This window comes from Erwinia tasmaniensis Et1/99, from assembly GCF_000026185.1.
GTDB classification, from domain to species: domain Bacteria; phylum Pseudomonadota; class Gammaproteobacteria; order Enterobacterales; family Enterobacteriaceae; genus Erwinia; species Erwinia tasmaniensis.
The window spans coordinates 3,177,293-3,197,277 of sequence record NC_010694.1 but is presented as its reverse complement, the minus strand read 5'-3'; the positions used below and the strand labels follow the sequence as shown (position 1 = coordinate 3,197,277).

General features: G+C 47.7%; 16 protein-coding genes, 1 tRNA gene and 1 pseudogene. 10 read left to right on the top strand and 8 right to left on the bottom strand.

Annotated features, from left to right (window positions below; genetic code table 11):
• Positions 1-279 precede the first annotated feature (279 nt).
• The 10 genes and pseudogenes from ETA_RS15550 (at position 280) to ETA_RS19740 (ending at position 10,883) form a co-directional block, all read left to right on the top strand.
• Entirely contained in the window at positions 280-840 is a 561-nt protein-coding gene (locus ETA_RS15550) for a tyrosine-type DNA invertase (RefSeq protein ID WP_012442572.1), read from the top strand.
• A gap of 445 nt (positions 841-1,285) precedes the next feature.
• Complete coding sequence (fimA, locus tag ETA_RS15545; RefSeq protein ID WP_042959128.1) at positions 1,286-1,834, top strand: type 1 fimbrial major subunit FimA; 549 nt, start codon at positions 1,286-1,288, stop codon at positions 1,832-1,834.
• 70 nt (positions 1,835-1,904) lie between these two features.
• Positions 1,905-2,444, top strand: a complete 540-nt coding sequence (fimI, locus tag ETA_RS15540; RefSeq protein ID WP_012442570.1) for a type 1 fimbrial minor subunit FimI — start codon at positions 1,905-1,907, stop codon at positions 2,442-2,444.
• A gap of 123 nt (positions 2,445-2,567) precedes the next feature.
• Entirely contained in the window at positions 2,568-3,242 is a 675-nt protein-coding gene (locus ETA_RS15535) for a fimbria/pilus periplasmic chaperone (RefSeq protein ID WP_231853340.1), read from the top strand.
• 92 nt (positions 3,243-3,334) lie between these two features.
• Positions 3,335-5,962, top strand: a complete 2,628-nt coding sequence (locus ETA_RS15530; protein ID WP_012442568.1) for a fimbrial biogenesis usher protein — start codon at positions 3,335-3,337, stop codon at positions 5,960-5,962.
• Between the two features lie 21 nt (positions 5,963-5,983).
• Positions 5,984-6,508 (top strand): type 1 fimbrial adaptor subunit FimF, encoded by a 525-nt coding sequence (gene fimF / locus ETA_RS15525; RefSeq protein WP_012442567.1) that lies wholly within the window; start codon positions 5,984-5,986, stop codon positions 6,506-6,508.
• A 12-nt stretch (positions 6,509-6,520) separates the two neighbouring features.
• Positions 6,521-7,024 (top strand): type 1 fimbrial minor subunit FimG, encoded by a 504-nt coding sequence (fimG, locus tag ETA_RS15520; protein WP_012442566.1) that lies wholly within the window; start codon positions 6,521-6,523, stop codon positions 7,022-7,024.
• Positions 7,025-7,069: 45 nt separating this feature from the next.
• The gene (locus tag ETA_RS19415) at positions 7,070-7,984 is read left to right on the top strand and encodes a fimbrial protein (RefSeq protein WP_012442565.1); all 915 of its coding nucleotides are present in this window, start codon (positions 7,070-7,072) and stop codon (positions 7,982-7,984) included.
• 624 nt (positions 7,985-8,608) lie between these two features.
• The gene (locus tag ETA_RS15510) at positions 8,609-9,376 is read left to right on the top strand and encodes a helix-turn-helix domain-containing protein (RefSeq protein ID WP_042959125.1); all 768 of its coding nucleotides are present in this window, start codon (positions 8,609-8,611) and stop codon (positions 9,374-9,376) included.
• 495 nt (positions 9,377-9,871) lie between these two features.
• Positions 9,872-10,883 (top strand): annotated as a pseudogene (locus ETA_RS19740) (transposase).
• 100 nt (positions 10,884-10,983) lie between these two features.
• Here ETA_RS19740 and ETA_RS15495 read toward each other — a convergent pair.
• The 8 genes from ETA_RS15495 to ETA_RS15460 all read right to left on the bottom strand — a co-directional run bounded on the left by ETA_RS15495 (position 10,984) and on the right by ETA_RS15460 (position 19,018).
• Positions 10,984-11,059, bottom strand: a tRNA-Phe gene (locus ETA_RS15495).
• A 360-nt stretch (positions 11,060-11,419) separates the two neighbouring features.
• Complete coding sequence (locus ETA_RS15490; RefSeq protein WP_012442561.1) at positions 11,420-12,268, bottom strand: hypothetical protein; 849 nt, start codon at positions 12,266-12,268, stop codon at positions 11,420-11,422.
• A 190-nt stretch (positions 12,269-12,458) separates the two neighbouring features.
• Entirely contained in the window at positions 12,459-13,022 is a 564-nt protein-coding gene (locus ETA_RS15485; RefSeq protein ID WP_012442560.1) for a helix-turn-helix domain-containing protein, read from the bottom strand.
• A gap of 34 nt (positions 13,023-13,056) precedes the next feature.
• Positions 13,057-13,800 carry a fimbrial biogenesis chaperone gene (locus ETA_RS15480; RefSeq protein ID WP_012442559.1) on the bottom strand — a complete coding sequence of 248 codons (744 nt, stop codon included), beginning with the start codon at positions 13,798-13,800 and terminating at the stop codon, positions 13,057-13,059.
• Positions 13,797-15,116 carry a fimbrial protein gene (locus tag ETA_RS15475; protein ID WP_012442558.1) on the bottom strand — a complete coding sequence of 440 codons (1,320 nt, stop codon included), beginning with the start codon at positions 15,114-15,116 and terminating at the stop codon, positions 13,797-13,799. The genes ETA_RS15480 and ETA_RS15475 overlap by 4 nt, the downstream gene beginning before the upstream one ends.
• Positions 15,117-15,137: 21 nt before the next feature.
• Positions 15,138-17,594: a fimbria/pilus outer membrane usher protein gene (locus ETA_RS15470; RefSeq protein WP_157861815.1), complete on the bottom strand. Its 2,457-nt coding sequence runs from the start codon at positions 17,592-17,594 to the stop codon at positions 15,138-15,140.
• A gap of 95 nt (positions 17,595-17,689) precedes the next feature.
• Positions 17,690-18,403 carry a fimbrial biogenesis chaperone gene (locus ETA_RS15465; protein ID WP_068794411.1) on the bottom strand — a complete coding sequence of 238 codons (714 nt, stop codon included), beginning with the start codon at positions 18,401-18,403 and terminating at the stop codon, positions 17,690-17,692.
• Positions 18,404-18,463: 60 nt separating this feature from the next.
• Positions 18,464-19,018 (bottom strand): fimbrial protein, encoded by a 555-nt coding sequence (locus tag ETA_RS15460; RefSeq protein WP_012442555.1) that lies wholly within the window; start codon positions 19,016-19,018, stop codon positions 18,464-18,466.
• Positions 19,019-19,985 lie beyond the last annotated feature (967 nt).

Here is a 19,985-nt window from a genome sequence, read left to right as displayed (position 1 = left end):
TCACCCCGCGAATTTATCCTCTACTCAATAACCAACCGCGCAATTTTCAGCAATTTTCTTACACAAATACAACATCCTCATCAGAGGAAACGATCATTTTTTTCAGAAAGTCTCTGGAAGCAAAGGGCGTGTTTTGCAGAAATACTTAAATAATATTAAACTGGGAATATTGCTACATCTGATAACGGGGCTTGAGAAATAACTTAGATGACAATACTATCAAGTCTCGAAAAATAAAATATTAATTTTTAATAACTTAACACTAGGAAGAGTTATCACGTGAATAAACGAAAATATCTTACTCATGATGAAATTCAACGCCTGCTTCAGGCCTCTCGAGAGGGCACCTACCCAGTGCGTGATGAGTGTATGATTAAGATGTGCTTTATCCACGGTTTTCGTGTAAGCGAGCTATGTCACTTGAGAATTTCAGACATCAGTCTCGAAGACGGAATAATACATGTTAACAGATTGAAAGGTGGTCTGAAAACAACGCATCCCTTACTAAAATCAGAATTACTACTCTTGAAAAAATGGCTTAAGGAGCGCCTCTTATGGCGTGGCTCCGATACTTCGTGGATTTTTCTGTCGCAAAAAGGGGGGGCTATGTCACGCCAGCAGATATACAAGCTGATACGGTCGTATGGCGCGGCAGCTCATATTCCTGTCGATTTGAGTCCTCACATGTTACGCCATGCCTGCGGATTCGCTTTGGCTGACAGGGGAGCCGATACACGGTTAATTCAAGATTATTTGGGCCACAGAAACATACAGCATACAGTTTTATACACGTCGAGTAATTCAGCGAGGTTTATAGGCGTTTGGCAGGGGGATGTATAAATAACGGGTCAAAATGAACCAAACTGTAAATATTGTGCTTTAAATTCGCACTTAGGTCAAATAATAGTGCATGTAAGAATCCACCTTCAATAAAAATCAATAATTTCAATAGTATGGGGAATTGTCAGCTTACTGCAATTTTAGTTGGCCATACGAAATTATTCTCATGCGCTGAAAAAAATTCTAATGCATAAGCTAAGTGCAGGATTAAACTCCACTAATTAGGTGTTTTATGAAATAAAACACCGCCCTCTTTACATAAAAAAAACAAATACAAATTTATTCACTAAATGCGTCAATTTGGTTCATTTTGACTACTTATGAATAATGTGGAATTGATACCGAATCGTATTTTCTCGGGATTGCTAAGCGTTATTTGAGTCAATAAATGAGTCAGCTTTCGACGGCCCCTGTGGCTCTTTTCCAAGACATGGAGTTTGGACCTATGAGTAAAATTCGTTTCATCAATAGCCTGATCGCTGCTTCGCTGCTGACTGCTGGTATGGCACACGCAGCAACCACTACCGTTAATGGCGGTACCGTTCATTTTAAAGGTGAAGTCGTTAATGCTGCCTGCGCCGTTGACGCCGGCTCCGTCGACCAGACCGTACAACTGGGTCAGGTAAAGACCGCCACTCTGAGCGAAGCGGGCAAAACCAGTTCTGCCGTCGGTTTCAATATCCAGTTAAACGACTGTGACACATCTGTAGCGACCAAAGCTGCGATCGCCTTCTCTGGCGTGACCGCTGGTGGAGACAATACGACCGCTCTGGCCCTGGAAAGCTCCTCTGCAGGTGGCGCGACTAACGTCGGCGTTCAGGTGCTTGACAGCGCAGGTAAAGCACTGGCGTTTGACGGAGCAACCTTCAGCACCGCCGCTACTCTGAGCGATGGTACGAATACCCTGCCATTCCAGGCGCGTTACATTGCAACGGGTGTTGCCACCGCGGGTACGGCCAACGCCAACGCCAACTTTAAAGTTCAGTACGAGTAATTCTGGTCTGCAAGGATGAATTCCCGGGCCAGGATGGCCCGCTTTTCAGCAGTCGAAAAGGGAGAAGGCGATGCTAAAAATCAGACTGGGACTTTTCCTGATGCTATTGGCACCTCTGTCAATGGCCGGCAATAAATGGAATGTCACTCTGCCAGGCGGGCAGATGCGTTTTCAGGGCGAACTGATAGCCGAAGCCTGTACGGTTGATATTGGTGACAGGCAGCTGATTGTCCATATGGGGCAGGTCAGCAGTAACCGTTTCAAAGCCGTCGGCGACGATGCCGACCCGGTTCCCTTCACGCTGCATCTTCAGGATTGCAATACAAACGTCAGCGAGCGCGTGGGTATCGTATTCCACGGGGTGGCCGATGGAAAAAATCCTGACGTGCTCTCCGTAGGCGAAGGTGAAGGTACTGCGACAGGCGTTGGTATCGCTCTGTTTGACGACACCGGGAAAATGATACCCGTCAACTCTGTCCCCCAGGCCTGGAAACCACTGGTTAATGGGGCGCGCGAACTCCAGTTTGTTGCCAGGTATCGTGCCACTGGCCATGCGGTTAACGGTGGTAAGGCTGATGCTCAAGCCTGGTTCTCACTGACATATCAATAACACTGTCTACCCATCTCTCTGCGGGTAAGTTCCGCCAGAGACAGGCGTTTATGCGGTCTGCGGCAGGGTGATTATGCGTTTTAAGAGGTTTACGTGACAAAGATGAAAATGACCGTAAAAGCCATGATGGCACTGCTGGCACTGTCTACAGCTGTTGCAGGTGCCGGCCGTGCTGAGGCTGGCGTAGCGCTGGGAGCAACGCGCGTAGTGTATCCGGCCGATCAGAAACAGGTCACCTTAGGCGTCAGCAACAACAACGATAAAGATACTTTTCTCATCCAGTCCTGGGTTGAGAATGATGACGGCCAAAAAGAGAGCCGCTTTGTTATGACGCCTCCGTTGTTTGTCATGCAGGGGAAGAAAGAGAACACGCTGCGGATAATTGACGCCACGAACAAGGCGTTGCCTCAGGATAAAGAAAGCCTGTTTTGGGTCAACGTCAAAGCCATCCCGTCACTGGATAAAGCGCATCAAAAAGACAATACGCTGCAGCTGGCGATAACCAGCCGGATAAAAATGTTCTACCGTCCGGGCAACCTCAGTATGGCCCCCGATCAGGCGCCGTCAAAGCTGACGTTCAGACGCAGCAAGAATGCACTGGAACTGCGCAATCCGACCCCCTACTTCCTGACGGTCACCGAACTTAATGCGGGGACGCGAATACTGCCGAATACCATGGTTCCTCCAATGGGTTCGGTCAGCGTCACGCTGCCGGCCGACGCGGGTAGCGCAATAACCTATCGAACAATAAATGATTACGGCGCGCTGACGACGGCGATAAAAGGAACCATGCAGTAATCATTTTCAAGTATTCCGTTACGGGATAATCAGTTTTGGACCATGCAGGTAAATAGAAGGCCGGCATCACGTATTAGAGTGCGGGAGGGACCATGTCATACCTGGATTACGGAGCAGGCAGCGATAAAATGACAACACTCGACACCCGGGGGAAGACCCTGAAAAGAACGATGCTTACGCCGCTAGCGATGCTACTGGTGGCATCGACATTCTCTGCGCGTGCAGACAACTACTTCAACCCCCGGTTCCTGTCTGACGATCCTGAGTCCGTTGCCGACCTGTCCGGTTTTGAGAAAGGGCTGGAGGCCCCCCCCGGGACCTATCGCGTAGACATCTATATGAACGATGGCTACATGTCTACCCGGGACGTCACCTTTGAATACTCCACTGACGGCAAACGGCTGGAACCCTGCCTGACCCGTTCGCAGCTGGCGACACTCGGGGTGAATACCCTGACCCTGCCGGACATTGCGGTGATGAAGAGTACCGCGTGTGTCCCCTTTACCCGGTTGATTGCTGATTCCTCAAGCAGCTTTGACGTTGGCCGCCAGCGGCTCAATATCAGCGTCCCACAGGCGTTTATGGGCAATCAGGCTCGTGGCTACATTGCTCCGGAGCTCTGGGATAACGGTATTACCGCCGGCCTGCTCAACTACAACTATACCGGCAGCGAAGTGCGCAGTCAGAATGGAGGAACGCGTAACTACTCGTACCTTAACCTGCAAAGCGGGCTTAACGTTGGTGCATGGCGGCTGCGTGATAACTCTACCTGGAGTTACAGCAGCGGGGCGGCATCGAACGAGAATCGCTGGCAGCACGTCAATACCTGGCTTGAGCGTGACATTACGGCCTGGCGCAGCCGCCTGACCGTGGGTGACAGCTATACCGCGGGCGATATCTTTGAGGGTATCAATTTCCGCGGCATTCAGGTGGCCTCTGATGACAATATGCTTCCCGACAGTCAGCGTGGATTCGCTCCTGTGATCCATGGTATTGCGCGCGGTACGGCGCGCGTTTCGATCAAACAAAACGGCTATGAAATCTACCAGACTACCGTCCCGCCGGGCGCATTTACCATCGGCGATCTTTATGCGGCGGGAAACAGCGGCGATCTGCAGGTAACGGTTAAAGAGGCGGATGGATCTGTTCAGGTGTTTACCGTGCCGTTCTCATCCGTTCCGATGTTACAGCGAGAAGGGCAGGTCAAGTTTGCGGCTACTGCGGGACAGTATCGCAGTGGCAACGGTATGCAGGACAAACCCACGTTTTTCCAGGGAACGTCGCTTTGGGGGCTGCCCGACGGCTGGACGGTTTACGGGGGCACGCGTGCGTCCAGCGATTACCGTTCGTTTAACGTCGGCCTGGGGAAAAACCTGGGTTATCTGGGGGCCGTTTCCGCGGATATCACTCAGGCAAACGCCACCCTGCCCGATGACACCCGGCACCAGGGGCAGTCCCTGCGCTTTCTTTACAGCAAGTCGCTTAACGACACGGGAACCAATCTCCAGCTGGTTGGATACCGTTATTCAACGCAGGGTTTCTACACCCTGGCGGATACCGCCTGGCACCGTATGAGCGGCTACACGGTGGTCAGTGAAGATGGCATCGTCAACGTAAAGCCGAAATTCACGGATTACTACAATCTCAACTACAGCAAACGTGGCCGTCTTCAGGCTACGGTGACGCAACAGGTCGGACGGTCATCGACCATCTATCTCACCGGCAGCCACCAGAGCTACTGGAACACCGGGCGTGCGGACGAGCAGCTGCAGATTGGCTATAACAGCACGATAACGGATATCAGCTGGGGCCTGAGCTACAGCCTGTCCAAAAATGCCTGGAGTGATGATAAGGACCAGCTGCTGGCGTTCAATATTAATATACCGTTCAGCCACTGGATGCGTTCGGATACCCGTTCGGCATTTAAAAACGCCAGTGCAAGCTACAACACATCAACCGACTTCAGAGGACGTACGGCGGGTACTGCCGGGCTTTACGGTACCCTGCTTGAAGATAACAACCTCAGTTACAGCGTGCAAACGGGGTACGCCAGCGGCGGGTCGGGGACATCGGGGGGAACCGGCAATGCGGGGCTTAACTATCGTGGCACCTACGGTAACAGCAACATCGGCTACAGCCACAGCGGCGACTACCGCCAGTTGTATTACGGTGTCAGCGGCGGCGTGCTGGCGCATGAAAATGGCGTGACCTTCAGTCAGCCTCTCAACGACACCTCGGTGTTGATAAAAGCGCCGGGAGCGGGACACGTTGGCGTTGAGAATCAGACCGGCGTGCGCACCGACTGGCGGGGTTACGCGGTACTGCCTTATGCCATGGATTATCGCGAAAACCGTGTCGCTCTTAATACCGACTCTCTGGCCAATAATGTCGAGCTGGAAGAAGCGGTAGTGAGCGTGGTGCCGACACGCGGCGCCGTGGTGCGCGCGGAGTTTAAGGCGCGTGTCGGGATGAAAGTCCTGATGACGCTGACCCGGGACGGGAAACCCGTTCCCTTTGGCTCCATCGTATCCTACGAGGCCGGGCAGTCGGGAAGCATTGTTGCAGATGGCGGGCAGGTTTATCTGACAGGACTGTCACCCGCAGGAAAAATCAAGGTTAAGTGGGGCGAGAGCGCAAATGAAAGCTGTACGGCAACATACAGCCTGCCCGCCGACAGCCAGAACAGGGCGCTGAGCTATTCCTCAGCCGTATGCCGGTAATGATGCAGGGGACATACATCCATGACTAGATACGTTTCAATCCTGTGTTTACTGTCTGTTTTCGCCGGGAATACCCATGCGGCGGACAGTACCATCACCATTACAGGATATTTAAAAGATAACGCCTGCTCAGTGGCGGTGGATTCGCAGAACTTTACCGTGGATCTGATGAGCAATGCGGGCAGACAGCTTTATCGTCCGGGCGCCGTCACTCCCGCAGTACCCTTCACCATTGTCTTTGATAAGTGCGGGAGTTCAGCGACGGCGGTAAGAGTGGGCTACACGGGAATATCAGACGGTGACAACGCTACCCTGCTGAAACTTGATGCGGTCAGTAATGCTGCAAGCGGCATGGGGATTCAGATTCTGGACAAAGATAAGGATCCTGTCTCGCTGAATTCAGCCCAGGACACGCTTAACTGGACCACGCTGACAGCCGGCCAGGCGAACACGCTGGGCTTTTACGCACGCCTGATGGCAACGCGCTCCCCGGTAACGGCGGGTATCGTTAATGCGACGGCGAACTTCACCTTAGAGTTTCAGTAAGGAAGTCTGAAGATGACCAAGATAAAGTGCGTCCTGCTGGCAGGGATGCTGATTTTTACCACAATGCCGGGCGCTCATGCTGCCGATGTGACCATTACGGTGAACGGCCGCGTGGTAGCCAAACCCTGTACGGTATCAACGCCATCAGCGGCGGTTAACCTGGGTGACCTTTTTACGTTCAATTACGTGCAGGCGGGTTCAGGATCTGCCTGGTATCCGGTCACTCTGAATCTGACCAACTGCCCGACAGGCACGTCCAGGGTGACGGCAACGTTCACGGGGACGACGGACAGTACGGGCTATTACAAAAATCAGGGCGGGGCTACCAATCTTCAGCTGGAGCTGCAGGATACGGATGGAAATAACCTGAACAACGGCAAGAAAAAAGCCGTACAGGTTGACGACTCATCACAATCGGCGAGTCTGCCACTACAGGTCCGCGCGCTGTCGGTCAATGGCAATGCTAAGCAGGGCAGCATCCAGGCGGTGATTAACGTCACCTATACCTATGCCTAAAATTTAAGGGCTCTCTTAATGAAACTCTCAAGCAACATAAAAAACATGCTCAGAAGAAAGAATGCTTTAGCGCTATTAGCATTCTGTTCGCTATCGCTTTTTTCATCAGGGGCGAATGCGTTCGCTTGCAGAACCGCTGGAGGTGTAGAGATACCGATTGGTGGAGGGAGTGCAAACGTGTACGTAAATTTAACGCCTTCTGTAGGGATTGGACAAAACCTCGTCGTAGATCTGGCAACCCAAATCGCATGTCGCAATGATTACCCTTCTACACACACGGATTACGTTTCGTTACTACAAGGCTCCGCTTATGGCGGAGCACTGAAGAACTTTAAAGGAAGCATCATCTACTCTGATTCCACGTACCCATTTCCAACAACCTCTGAAACCAAAATATTAACCTATAAGTCGAAGACCGAGACACCCTGGCCCACTAAACTCTATCTGACTGCAATCGGATCTGCAGCAGACGGAGTTGCTATTAAGGCCGGAACTCTAGTGGCTATATTAAATATGCACCAGACTAACAACTATAACGAATCCAATTCGTATGTCTGGAATGTATATGCTCAGAACTCAGTGGTTGTTCCTACTGGCGGTTGCGATGTGTCATCACGGAACGTCACAGTAACACTTCCTGATTATCCAGGAAGTACAGCTATACCGTTAACTGTACATTGTGGGCAGGACCTGAAGTTAGCCTATTATTTGACCGGATCTACTGAGGATACTGCCAATAGCGTATTCTCTAACACCTCTTCTTCTAACCCTGCACAGGGGATAGGTGTTCAGCTATCTAACCGCAACGGCATTATTTCAAGCAATAAAAACGTGTCCTTAGGCACTGTGGGAACCAGTCCGGTGAGTCTGGGGCTGACCGCCTCATATGCCCGCACAACGGGACAAGTAGTGGCTGGAAATGTTCAGTCAGTTATTGGTGTGACGTTCATCTATGAATAATGTCAAACGGTCTCGAAAGCAGCACCTGGTGCGAGGCACGCTGCAATCAATCCTTAAAAGGAAAATAGATGAAATTTTGGGTAATTATCGATATTGACGGGCATTTTTTCTTGTTTTTTTGATCATTACCCTTTCCGATATTCACTGAGGCGAGTGCAAGGCTCTTGGATTTATAATATATGAAAATTGAATTTTCTCGGAGCGTTCGCACGAAATGAAAAAAAGGTTGTTACTATTAAACTTGTTGGAGTTATTAGTAATGGTATGACTACTTAGCTAAAGTAAATCGTTAATGAAAATGAATATCAGCAATATGACATGAGAGTGGAATTTATTTATTTCACTTTGGATGTTAGCTCATTTATTAATTGCATTAGATCTGAATGGTATGTGAGTTTGGAACGTTGCAATTCTACTGGCGCGAAAATTATTTATTCTTCATCTCTAATAGGATGAAAATTGATAGTCTAACTACGTGATTGATGTAGTGTGTATTTAATGTGAGAAAAACAGAGTTTTTTTTATAATACTTATTTCAAGTGGAATAGACTCTATGCGGGTGGTCTTAATAAGTGGGTGCTCCCCTTGGGTGCTGAGTTTTATACAAGTAAAAAAGGAATTAAAATGATAGAGCGCCGTTCGTCTGTATTGAGTTCTTTATGTTGCCACCCCCAGGTTTCTTTTTCTGAAAATAAAACAAAAAAAAAGAAAACTCTTCTTTTAATGGAACCGGTGGAATTGTACCGAGATAGCATGTACCATTTGCTCAATGATTATATAAGCGACGCGGTGGTTGTTACTGGTGTCGTAACCAGTCTCGCTGAAATGATGCATTCCGTTGTATTAAACGGACCGGCAGATATTTTTATGATGGAAGCATTTGGTCAGGATGAAAACTATAAAAACTGGCATGATTTTACTCGTTTTATGAGTAACAACTGCCCGTCATCAACGTGTTTGGTCTGGTCCTCAAAGCCAACTAAATTTCTCATAAAACTGAACACCTGTGATAAAGAAAAAGTCTGTTGGCAGATACCAAAAGTCATCGATATCAATATTATCATACGATTTATGCACCAGGTTATTTGCAGCTCCTCTCCTTCTTCGCTGTATGGTGATAAGGGTATTGCTCATCACGCATCGGATCTTACAGCCAGTGAAATACTGATAATCACAGGGTTGATGGAGGGGAGGAGCAATTTAGAAATAGCCAGCAAATACAAAATATCCAGTAAAACCGTTAGTCAACACAAACGAAATGCAATGACTAAATTAGGGGTCTCAACGACATTTCAACTTAGGAATGTCATTGAGGAAGTTTATATCTCTAACAGGTGTAATATGCCCCATTATCCATTTGACATTAGTCGTATAAACCATGCGGGTATATGAAATTAGATCGAGAGTCCAGGAAGTTAAATTTCTATGCGTTCTGTAGGCTTATATCAGGGGCGCTACAATGGGAAACTGTAATAAACTAACTATTTCACGTGTGTCGTTATATAGTAAAACTAAATCCCCACAGTGTCTATACACGCTGGTCGTATGCCTGTCCGATGAAAAAGACAAAATTTATAAATTACCATATAGTCTTCCACCTGATACTGTAAAACGCACTGAAAGGCGCATTTCGCTATTGCTCAGCAAGATACAAAATAAGTTACGCGCTGCAGGCTGCACCGCTGTCTGATCCAAATTTTTAAGTTAGCTAGCTGTCTCAATTTTAATGGGAGATATTATTGTGATGAACGTATATTTTTCCGAAAAACACCTATCGTATCCCTGGTGACTAAGGAGTTTAGATATCTGTGTAGCCATCCCACATAATGCTGCCATTCACTTTTAGAGATCTTCCGACATACTGATGACGGATTTGGTGAGATCGCTATGCGCAGAGTCCGTTTTACCGAACACCAAATCATCGCCGTTCTGAAGCCCGTGGAGGCTGGCAGAACGGTGAAGGATGTCTGCGGTGAGACCGGAATTTCAGAGGCCAGTTATTATAACTGGAAAGCAAAATTCGATGGTATGGAGGCCAGCGAGCTTATGAAGATCACAGGTCTGGTGGATGAAAACCGCCGTTTGAAGCAGATGTTCGCCGCTCTGAGTTTTGAGAACAGGGCATTGAAGATATGATGGAAAAAACTCTGAAGCCGGTCGCACAGTGGGAGCTGATAAAACCCCAGTGCAGATATTTTCTCTCAGCATCAGGCAAGCCCGGGGGCTATTTCTCTTAGCCGTACGGTTTATCATTACCGTCCCCAAATATTGCGTGATGGATCTGTTATCAGTGCACTTCAGCAGGCTGCTGAACGGTTATCCGCGTGACGGCTTCATTAAACTGTTCCAGATACTGCGCCGCCAAGGCCACGCATGGCATTATAAAAGAGCACGCCGTATATACTCCTGCTGAAGCTGAATTTTTGTTGTAAAGGGAAGTAGTGGCTTCCGGCACGTTATCCATCGTCACTGGCTGTTCCGTAGGCACTTAATCACAGCTGGCCGGTGGATTTGAATATACCGGCACCGCGGGTGATAAGGGAACCGGCCGCATTGTTGCAGACAGAGTTTCTCCGCATAAGCGACGGATGGATAAGGGCAGGAGTTTATCTCTCTGAAACTGACCGAATGGGCAGAAAGCCGGGACGTTGGGCTGGAATTTATTCAGCTAGGAAAACCAACGCAGAATGTGTTTATCAAACGCTTAAACCGGACTTACCTGACAGAGATACTGGATTATTATCTGTTCAGTACGCTGAATGAGGTGCGGGAAATTACAGATAAATGGCCGGGCGAACACAACACTGAACGTCCGCGTGAGTCTCTGTACAATCTGATGCTGGAACAGTACCGGAAGATGGATAATTGCGGCGGAACCTCAAAAGATGCATGGAACTAAAACGGATGTCTTTACAATGGGAACTGTGGATAAGATGACCAGAAATTTACCGGAACCCCAGAAAGCAAAAAACCCGCCATAGGCGGGTTTCTTTAAATAGTGGTGCCCGGACTCGGAATCGAACCAAGGACACGGGGATTTTCAATCCCCTGCTCTACCGACTGAGCTATCCGGGCAACGGGGCGCATTAAACCTTATGCCATCGCAGCCGTCAATGGCTTTATAAACAAAACGGTCTGGTTGCACCCTTTTTCACCAAATCCTACCCATAAAGTCCCTTATAGTGCATTTTCAGTGAAGTATGTGCTGCCCCTGCTTTCGTTCATCTTTGTTAAAACACGGCAGGCATCAACAATATTTTAGCTGCTGTAGCGAAGCAGGATGCGGGTACATCGGTGACATTTTTTGCTCTTCACGGGGACAGAAGCAGGTCCTGTACGCCGCAGGATACCGTGCTTGATCCACCTTCATTCAATCGCGTTGGCATGCGGATCCTCGCCATCTTTTTCCATTCGCATGGTACGAAATTGTGAGTTTCACAGATCGGCATCAAAGCCAATTAGCACGCTGGAAAAATAATAAGCCATATATTCTTCCGTCATCTGGAAGAATGAAGGCAGTAACATGATTTCCTTATTTTCTATGGAAAACAGTAATAGGCCTGCCAGTTCTGCTTCTGTAATTATTCGCTTAATATGAGACCGTGACACGCCACAACTTGCTGAAATTTCAGCAAGGGAAAGAGAGACGATATTACCATGAGGTTTTTTTTCAACATTGCAATAAAGGTTCAGTATAATCATGTGTCCTGCATCTTTGAGTATGAATATGCCAATGTTGTTGACTCTTTCGAAATCGAATAATCTGTTTCTCACTATGGCTGCGTAATGATGAAAAAACTTATTGAGAGCGTCTTTTTCACTTATTTTTGTTTTGAGTGAGAGGTCCGGGTTTAAGAAATCGAGCGGGATAGCCATCGTCTTAATAAGTTCAAGGGTTTCGTTTAATCCTTTATCAGTCACGATAAATTCTTGTTTTCTTCGATCGTCAATCAACGCTCGTGTTTTTATTCTTCTGCTCACTTTTAAGAAAATAAGAAAATTCGAAACGGTATTATCACTTAGCATATCCAATAACATGAACTTCCTCTTAACTTCTGCCAGTAGCGGAGGGGAGGAGGTGAAAAACTCGATGACTAAAATGGTGGCCAAAACAAAACGATGGCTTTTAAAAATCGTTTTGTAAAAAAGTTTGTTCTTGCTGTAAGAGTAAGACATTGAATGATAGTGCAGGAGGATGGATTTTTTGAACGCTTGGTGAGGGAAAGATTTTATTGCCTCAACATGTTTTTCCATTTTGACGATCGTTAACTGTTTTTCACTCATACACTTTCCTTATGATGTTTAATATTTGTAGAGCAAAAGTTAAAAAACCGGATGTCAGCACACCCGGTCAGGCAAATAATAAGTGGTGTTATAGGGTGAGGCTCATAGAGTGAAGCATAATCAAGTGAACATCCTGTCGTAAAATTTTTTAGTACAGAAGCCGCCGATCGGTAGCTCCCTGTCAAAATTTTTATGCTGCCCCGTTGATTAGAATCATCTTTATGTTAAGTTCAGCGTTATCTCTTACTAGCAGTTTGTTACTCATGTTTTTCAGATGGCTGTAGGCCGTTTTATGGTTTATGTGAAGCTCATCGGAGATCATTGTAGCACTGTATTTCTCCATAATGAGTTGAAGGATTTTTTTTTCGACTAGGGTCAATGGTTTAATAGAGCATTGTTCGGTGTTGGCGGCAAATATTTTATGCAAGATTTCATATACTTCTACGAGTTTTGTAGTTAATTTTATGAAAGTTATTGGTCTGACATTGAGGCCGCAAAAAATCCTTTCTTTAAGATCTGAACATAGCATCACTACACGATCATAGTGACTATCCTGCAGGTAATGATAAGCCGACTGATATATTGAGTTACTTGTGTTAATAATAATAAGCAGTTTGTGATCTTTCTTATTGGCGGCATTAACATTGAAGATCATATCCTGCAATAAACAATGGATGCCTTCAGATACAATAAAATCGTCATATTTTATTGTGATGAGTACCCCTTCCGCGCTTGTTATAGACGTTGTTCTCATTGCCGAGTCTTCTTTTTTTAAATCGTGTTGCTTCTTATTTAGAATGTGTAATTACAGTTTCATTATTCTCAATAGCGCCGCTGTCAGATATATAATAAAATTTTGCACGCCCCCCGCTGAGTTTTTCTGCGGTTTCACCTAGATAGTAACGCTTGTTGCTTTTTGGATAGGTCATCATGTCCATCTCGCCGCGTGCTTTAATTTCTTTTTGCGCTAAAACCAAATAAATGTCGGTAAAAGAAATATGGTAGGGCGTCGGGTTATGGCACTCTATAAAGCTGCCATGCCGATCTTGTCCGGTAATAAAGCTTATCCTGCTCGCTATGTTATCGATTTTTGCCAGTGCTGCCGGGCGATAAAATATCTTGATTTGTGTATTCATCGTCATGGTTAAATGCGAATGCTGTTCATTACGTTTATCGAGCGGTGGAACTTCGTAAATATTTAGCCAGTATACGGACTCCCGATCCTCAGGAAGCTGACTGCCATTATAGGTGATCCTGATCCCCTGCATCTGCCTTGGCTCCAGGCGAAAAATTGCCGGGGTAACAATAAACGGCGAGTCCGGGTAGTCCGATGAACCGCGGCCGTCATCACTCCAGGTCTGAACAATCACCGGCCAGGGGTTAGTATTCACCAGCATAAGGGAACGTTCCCGGCTGTTCTCTGCGTAAATAACCCGTGTTTTTTCGGCAAGTATCCCGGCAAATGCTTCGCCACTGGTGCACACTGCTACCAGTGTGAGGCAAAGTATCGCCATAGTATTTCTTATTTTCATTGCATTTTTACCACGACGTAGGCTGTTGCATAGACTTTTCCCGGCGTAACGTCAGCGCCCGGCAGTTTAACCAGCCTGGCTGTCATAGACTGATTATAAGTTGTATACCCGGTGGCATTGCTGCCAACGGCACTGCTTCCGTTCAGCACGGGATACCAACCGGCGGCATTCCCTCCTGGGGTTGTCAGCGACATCGTGCCGGCTTGCCCGACAAAGTTCATATCCGTACCCTGGCTGTTACGCAGAGTAATGCCGACCCCTTTAGCCATGTCACTGGCATAATAATTGTCTGACACCAGGTAAGACACGCCGCCGCTGGCGTTGACCAGCCCGAGGCGCTGCGCTGCGCTCCAGGCTCCGTTAGAGACCTGGAATCCTATTGCCGTTTGCATGCTGTTAATACCCGAGCTTGCCGCGTTGCTGCATTCAATCTGCACGGAAAAATCAGCGCTTGCGCTGTCTCCCGCCTGCAGTCTGGCTGCGGAAATACCGGGCAGGATCACCACCGGCGTTACGTTTCGGGCTACGCAGCTGGAAGTTTGAAACAGTGAATTAGACGCCCGCATGCCATAGCCAATCCCATTGGATGCGAACCAAAAGTTGAATCTGTAAGCGCTATCTTCACCAGGTTTATCCCGGCCGAACGCAAATGACACGTTGCTTTCACCCGATAGCTGGATATAAGCATTGGGCTGATTGCAGGTGTAGTTGGTTCCTGTAGAGCGGGCGAACCCCAGACCGCCGTTTCCCGAGCCGCAGTACATAGAGGCTGCGGCGCTTGCGGGCAGGGAACTGATTTTATACAGTTCTGCCTGCATCGGAGGAATATCCTGTAGGCGGATTTGTATCTTGCCGTTGCTGGTTGTTGCATAGGTGCTGATGGGGATTTTTTTCCAGTAGCGCGTGACCGTATTACCCGCGATTGTCAGCTTAAGGCCAGTATAACTAAACCACGTGGCATAGACGTCCTGGAGCCCATCCGGGCCCCCGATATCGTAGAATCCACCCACCCGATCGTCACCATTAGTGGCAACAAGAAAATAGATTGAGCTAAGATCGGCCTGATCGCATTCAAACAGCACGCTGGACGCATTGGCACCCGCGTAGCTGTAGTTGGTTGGTGGTATGACCACACTGCTCAGCAAAGTACCGGGCGGCTGCAAATAGTCATCACTGAGGTTAATTTTTCCGAAAGGGATGGTTGCGGTTACAGCGTCTCCAACCTGGCCTGCGCTGGTGCGAGTACATGTCGCCTGCACGGTGGCGGAAAGCATCAGTAGCGAGATGACGATAGACATCACAGAAAATTTTCTCACGGGATCACCTTAAAAAATTGACTATTGGCTGCGGCATTGAGCCGTTTTTTTTCCGAATTTTTTTGCAATATCAGTGGATGAAAGATGGTAACTGAGATGGCACTTTTCATCGGTATTTTCGCCCCATTTCACGATTAAATTGTCATCTTTCTTATCGGTTCGCAGGTAGAGTTGGCCATTTTGAGCAACCATTCCCGTCAGCACGCCCGAGCTGTCGAACACATCGGCTCCTAACGGTACGGATTGACCATTTTCCTGTGTCGCTTTGATAATGAGGGCCGTGCCGGCTCGCGTTTTGAACGTGATTTTTACCGTTGCCCCAGCCAGCGGAGCGATTCGCTTTTCGTTATCAATAAGCTCTACGTCATCCGCCATGCCCTGAGGGCTAAGCGTAAGCATGTTATAGCGATAGGGGATCAGTGAGGGCACCAGCGTATACCCCTCATCGTTTATGACCGATTGTTTTGAGTTGAACATCTTTGCACCACTGGCACCTTTAGCTTCAACAAGGGCGAATGTGTCTCCCAGCCAGGGGCCGAAGGTTACGCCTCCCCCATGAACAGCAAGTGCGCCCTGAGCCATAGCGGAGGCCTGCCAGTAGTTTTGCCCGCGCGAGGCGTTAATGCCCAGATTTGCTTTGCTGGTTGATTGCTGTAATCCACCGTTGATCGTTGTCTGGCTATTATTCCGGCTGTGCTGTGCGCCGACATTATAATTTAACGTCTGGTCACTGCCGATTGAGCCTGAAGCACTGGTTTGATACTGATCGCCAGAGCTTGAGGAGTGCGTCCAGCTGCTGTTAACCGACGATACTCGATTGTCGGTAAATGCCAGCGGAATAGATAATGACAGCGATGTGATCGTCTCTGAACTTCTCCGACTGCTGCTGCCCGTGTCTGTGAACTGTTTCCCCAGCGAAACGTTATAAGAGATCCCGTTCTTCAGGCTGTCGCTGTAACCCAGCTGCAGTTGGGTATCCTTATCTTTGCTATTGCGATATTGCTGCAACGATCCTGAGACGAAAAGGTTACCGTATTCCGCGAGGCCCTGACTCATGGATATATCGTATCGTGACTGCTGTTGATAGCTTGCAGAACGCCAGTTTCTGTCATTGCTAAACGATCCGCGCAGACCAAGAACATCGCTAAGATCGCGATAGCCGGAGGTCGAATAACGAAAGCTGGCCAGCGAGAGTGTAGTATTTGTTGGCTGGAAAGTTTTGCTGTAGGAGATATGTGACATCCAGCCATTCACATAATCGCTACCGGGCAATTTTGCGCGTGAGGCGGTCAGATCAAGGCCGAAAGCGCCGAGATAACTGCCGTATACGCCACCGACGACGGCAGAGGTGTATCCATCTGCCAGGCGCATTCCGCTGTTAACCGTGATGCTATTGCTAAGGCCGTGCTGCCAGGTCAGATCGCCAAAAAGGCTTTTTTCACCGCTGTCCCTGGTCTTACCTACCGCCAGGTCGAAGTGTGAAACGCCCGGCCGCATCGACTCCGGCACGGCGGAGAAGGGCACGCTAAAGCGGCTGGTTCTGCCGTCCGCGCCCGTAACCTCAACGTCCAGATCGCCGCTATAGCTGGTGGGATAAAGGTCATTAATAGCGAAAGAGCCGGGAGATACCGTCGTCTGATAAATTTGCTGACCATTCTGTGAGATGGTGACTTTAGATGTCGTTGTGGCGACGCCACGCACGACCGGTGCATAGCCTCTCATTGAGTCGGGCAGTATCCGGTCCTCCGTTGAGATATTGATGCCGTTATAATTCAGTCCAGAGAAGAAACGGCCAGCCGTGATCAGTTCACCTGCACTAAGCTGGCTGCTCATTGCGGGTAAAGGTCGCTGCACGTAACTGCGCACTCTTTGCCAACGTGTTCCCTGCTGCTGGCTCCAGTTGAGATTTGAAAGTTGCCTGAACTGCCATGCTCCCATGTTGACCCCACCGTTAAGGGATAACCAGGCTGAATCCTGGTTTTTCAAATCGTTGTCTGAATAAGAGACATGGTAGTAATTAGTGAGATAATTGATAAAACCAATAGACGCCCCGGCATCGAGATTTTCAGGCGATACATACCCTTGCGGCAGGTTGATCATTTCACTTTGCGGCACAGATAAATCCAGCCGCAGCTGTTGCCGATTAAATCGACTGACGCCACTCTTAGAAACGTCTTTTAATTCTACGCACTGCGTGTTTTTTTGTTTCTCGGACAGCCGTGACGAATCAAATTTTATACCCGCATGTTGCAACGTCTTAATATCAAAACAGGGCGTGACTGTGCCATCGGGTTGCAAAACGAAACGAACATCCGCCCGCTCTATATACGTTCCGTTGGTATAAATATCGATTTTATAGCTACCCGGCTCAATTGAGCCGGGCTGTGACAGACGTAAATAAGTGGCTTCGCTAAGATTTTTACCCTGGAAAAGCGCCGGATCAAAATAGAGATCGCTGGTTGCATCCTTTTTTTCCATTTGGGTTGCCGATACTGAAAAAGTTGTCGGGACTACCAAAATGAATACAACAAATTTTCGAAGTATCAACATGATACCTGCCTTGATCGTTTAAATTATTTTAATTCCGTATCAGTGATCTGACCTGCACCATAGTCGTTTACCGTCACCATTTTGATTTTTTCCCCACGGGTTACGTTCCCCGATGCGGGCAGTAGCCTGACTGATTTTTCTGATTTCGGATCAATCATCACGGAATCGATAAGAGAAATATCCTTGCCGTTATGTCGGGCTGAAATGGTTTGCAGATTGATATAGTAAGGGGTCGGATTTTTCAGCAGCAGGTTTCTATCTCTGGCCTGAATAATTAACTCCGTAACACTTTTTTCCGGGCTGCTGTCCAGACCGGCAGGACGGTAGAAAATTTTGATTTTGCTGGTGATGGCCAGCAGCAGTTTATTCTGATCGTTATCTTTTTTATCTAATGCCGGGATCTGGCTAAATGAGAGATAAAACACCGACTCGCGATCCTCTGGCAGGCTTCCTTCCAGCCGATTCAGGCGCACGGACTGACCGCTGTGAGGTTCCATTCTGGAAAATGGCGGTAAAATGATAAAGGGCACATCTTCGTCTTTTTCACCCTCACCGTCCGGCGTTTTGCTCACGCTAAGCTGCAGTACATAGGGCACAGGATCGGGATTGGTAAACTGAAGCGTTTTTTCTTTGCTGTCCGCTGGAAAAATGATGCGTGTGCCGGTCATGACGATACTTGCATGGGCGCTGGCAAGGAAAAGAAAAGTCGCGGGTAAACACCTCAGTATGTTTTTCATTGGGAAACCTACAAAAAAAGGAATGTTAAGCATCCCGGCCTTTAACAGCCGGGAAGCCTATTACAGATAGCTCAAGGTATATTCTGCCACTGCGGTGACCGCACCGGCGGTTGGGGCGCTGCTAAGTGCATAATACTGCGCACCAAAATCGTAGCTTGCGCTGGTCTCATTCTGCTTAAGGACCAGTCCGGGCACTGCGGTTGGCCCGTTCAGATTCACCGGGCCTGTACCATCACTTTTTTGTGTGATTTGGATACCCACATCCTTAGCCGGGCTTACCGTTGCCAGGTTGCCAAGTACTCCCGTAGCACTGTCGACGTTGTGACCAAGAAATTTAGTCTTTATTGCCGTATCAGCGCTGGAAACGGCGGTGCAATTGCTGATAGCAACGGTAAAAGGCGTTACTCCTGTCGCTTTACCCGCGCTACCGGTTAAATTAGCCAGGTTGGCCGTTGGCAGCATCACTATGGCATTAGGCGTACCATTGATGTTGACCGTGCAGGTTTGCGAACTGACTTCACCCTGGAAGGTGACGGTATTTTGAGCGAGTGCGGGCATTGTGATAACACAGCCTGCCATCAGTACTGGCGCGATGATTGAGCGATGCATTTTCATGCTGACTCCTTTTTTGAAATGATGATGCGTTATTAATACTCTTATGGGGTTCCCACAGGTATTAAACGGTGTATAAACAAAATGAGTTAACTTACTTAGGAACGTGCCTGATAAATGAATGGCGAATCCACTTAGCCGGCTGGATTGTTTTTTCAAAAGAGGCAGTGAGACGCAGATGGCTCAATTATTTCCCTATAATTAATATTTGAAGCAATAAAGCGTTTTTATTTTTTACCTACGCTAATATCTTGCCGATTTAGCATTAGGAATAATCTTATGTCAACGGTCATTGCTGTTCATTTTTGGGGGTATTCTTGATTTTTTGAGCTTGATTCATTCTAAATTTTTTTGTTTCAAAACCGATTTGTTACTATTCACAGTCTTCGTTTCTTCCCTTTTTAATGGCATGTCGTCAAGTCTTAAGGTATTGAAAAAACGCTGTTAATTGGCATTGCGTTTTTCATGTATCAGGTTTTTTTTGCGGGTGCGGTTAAATGCTGGCGAAGAACTCCTGGCACAAAAAGGAGTGTTGATCATTATTATCAACATTTTGTGTGATAGGTTTAACTGATGCGGGAATTGCTCTGCAATCAACGGGAATAATCATTTTCGACAACATGCTAAAGAACGGAATCATTTTTTCGGTCAGCCACCCTAAAAGGGAGAGCGTAAGTTTCTGATTGCAATTAATATACCGCATAGTGCGAGAAGGTATGTGTGAAGGGAATATAACGTTCAGTTTGTTGATTATTAGTGGCTGACGATCATTTTTTTTACATAGATAAATCCGGCTGCTCAGGTTGTACCTGTTGTTCAAAAATGCAATGATTACGTAGGTTTATATGCCCCATCACGCTGGTACATCGAGGTGGCCGTTATAGATGATGTAACGCTTTTTATCCTTGTTGGTAAGCGCCTTCAACCGCCGCAGCCCTGCCTGTTACCATGCGGTGCTGCCATGATGATA

Coding starts and splice junctions, on each gene's coding strand:
- fimF (WP_012442567.1), top strand. CDS start 5,984: ATGACTAGATACGTTTCAATCCTGTGTTTACTGTCTGTTTTCGCCGGG.
- ETA_RS15480 (WP_012442559.1), bottom strand. CDS start 13,800: ATGAAAATAAGAAATACTATGGCGATACTTTGCCTCACACTGGTAGCA.
- ETA_RS15490 (WP_012442561.1), bottom strand. CDS start 12,268: ATGAGTGAAAAACAGTTAACGATCGTCAAAATGGAAAAACATGTTGAG.
- ETA_RS15530 (WP_012442568.1), top strand. CDS start 3,335: ATGTCATACCTGGATTACGGAGCAGGCAGCGATAAAATGACAACACTC.
- ETA_RS15470 (WP_157861815.1), bottom strand. CDS start 17,594: ATGGAAAAAAAGGATGCAACCAGCGATCTCTATTTTGATCCGGCGCTT.
- fimI (WP_012442570.1), top strand. CDS start 1,905: ATGCTAAAAATCAGACTGGGACTTTTCCTGATGCTATTGGCACCTCTG.
- ETA_RS15510 (WP_042959125.1), top strand. CDS start 8,609: ATGATAGAGCGCCGTTCGTCTGTATTGAGTTCTTTATGTTGCCACCCC.
- ETA_RS15535 (WP_231853340.1), top strand. CDS start 2,568: ATGATGGCACTGCTGGCACTGTCTACAGCTGTTGCAGGTGCCGGCCGT.
- ETA_RS15465 (WP_068794411.1), bottom strand. CDS start 18,403: ATGAAAAACATACTGAGGTGTTTACCCGCGACTTTTCTTTTCCTTGCC.
- ETA_RS19415 (WP_012442565.1), top strand. CDS start 7,070: ATGCTCAGAAGAAAGAATGCTTTAGCGCTATTAGCATTCTGTTCGCTA.
- fimG (WP_012442566.1), top strand. CDS start 6,521: ATGACCAAGATAAAGTGCGTCCTGCTGGCAGGGATGCTGATTTTTACC.
- ETA_RS15460 (WP_012442555.1), bottom strand. CDS start 19,018: ATGAAAATGCATCGCTCAATCATCGCGCCAGTACTGATGGCAGGCTGT.
- fimA (WP_042959128.1), top strand. CDS start 1,286: ATGAGTAAAATTCGTTTCATCAATAGCCTGATCGCTGCTTCGCTGCTG.
- ETA_RS15485 (WP_012442560.1), bottom strand. CDS start 13,022: ATGAGAACAACGTCTATAACAAGCGCGGAAGGGGTACTCATCACAATA.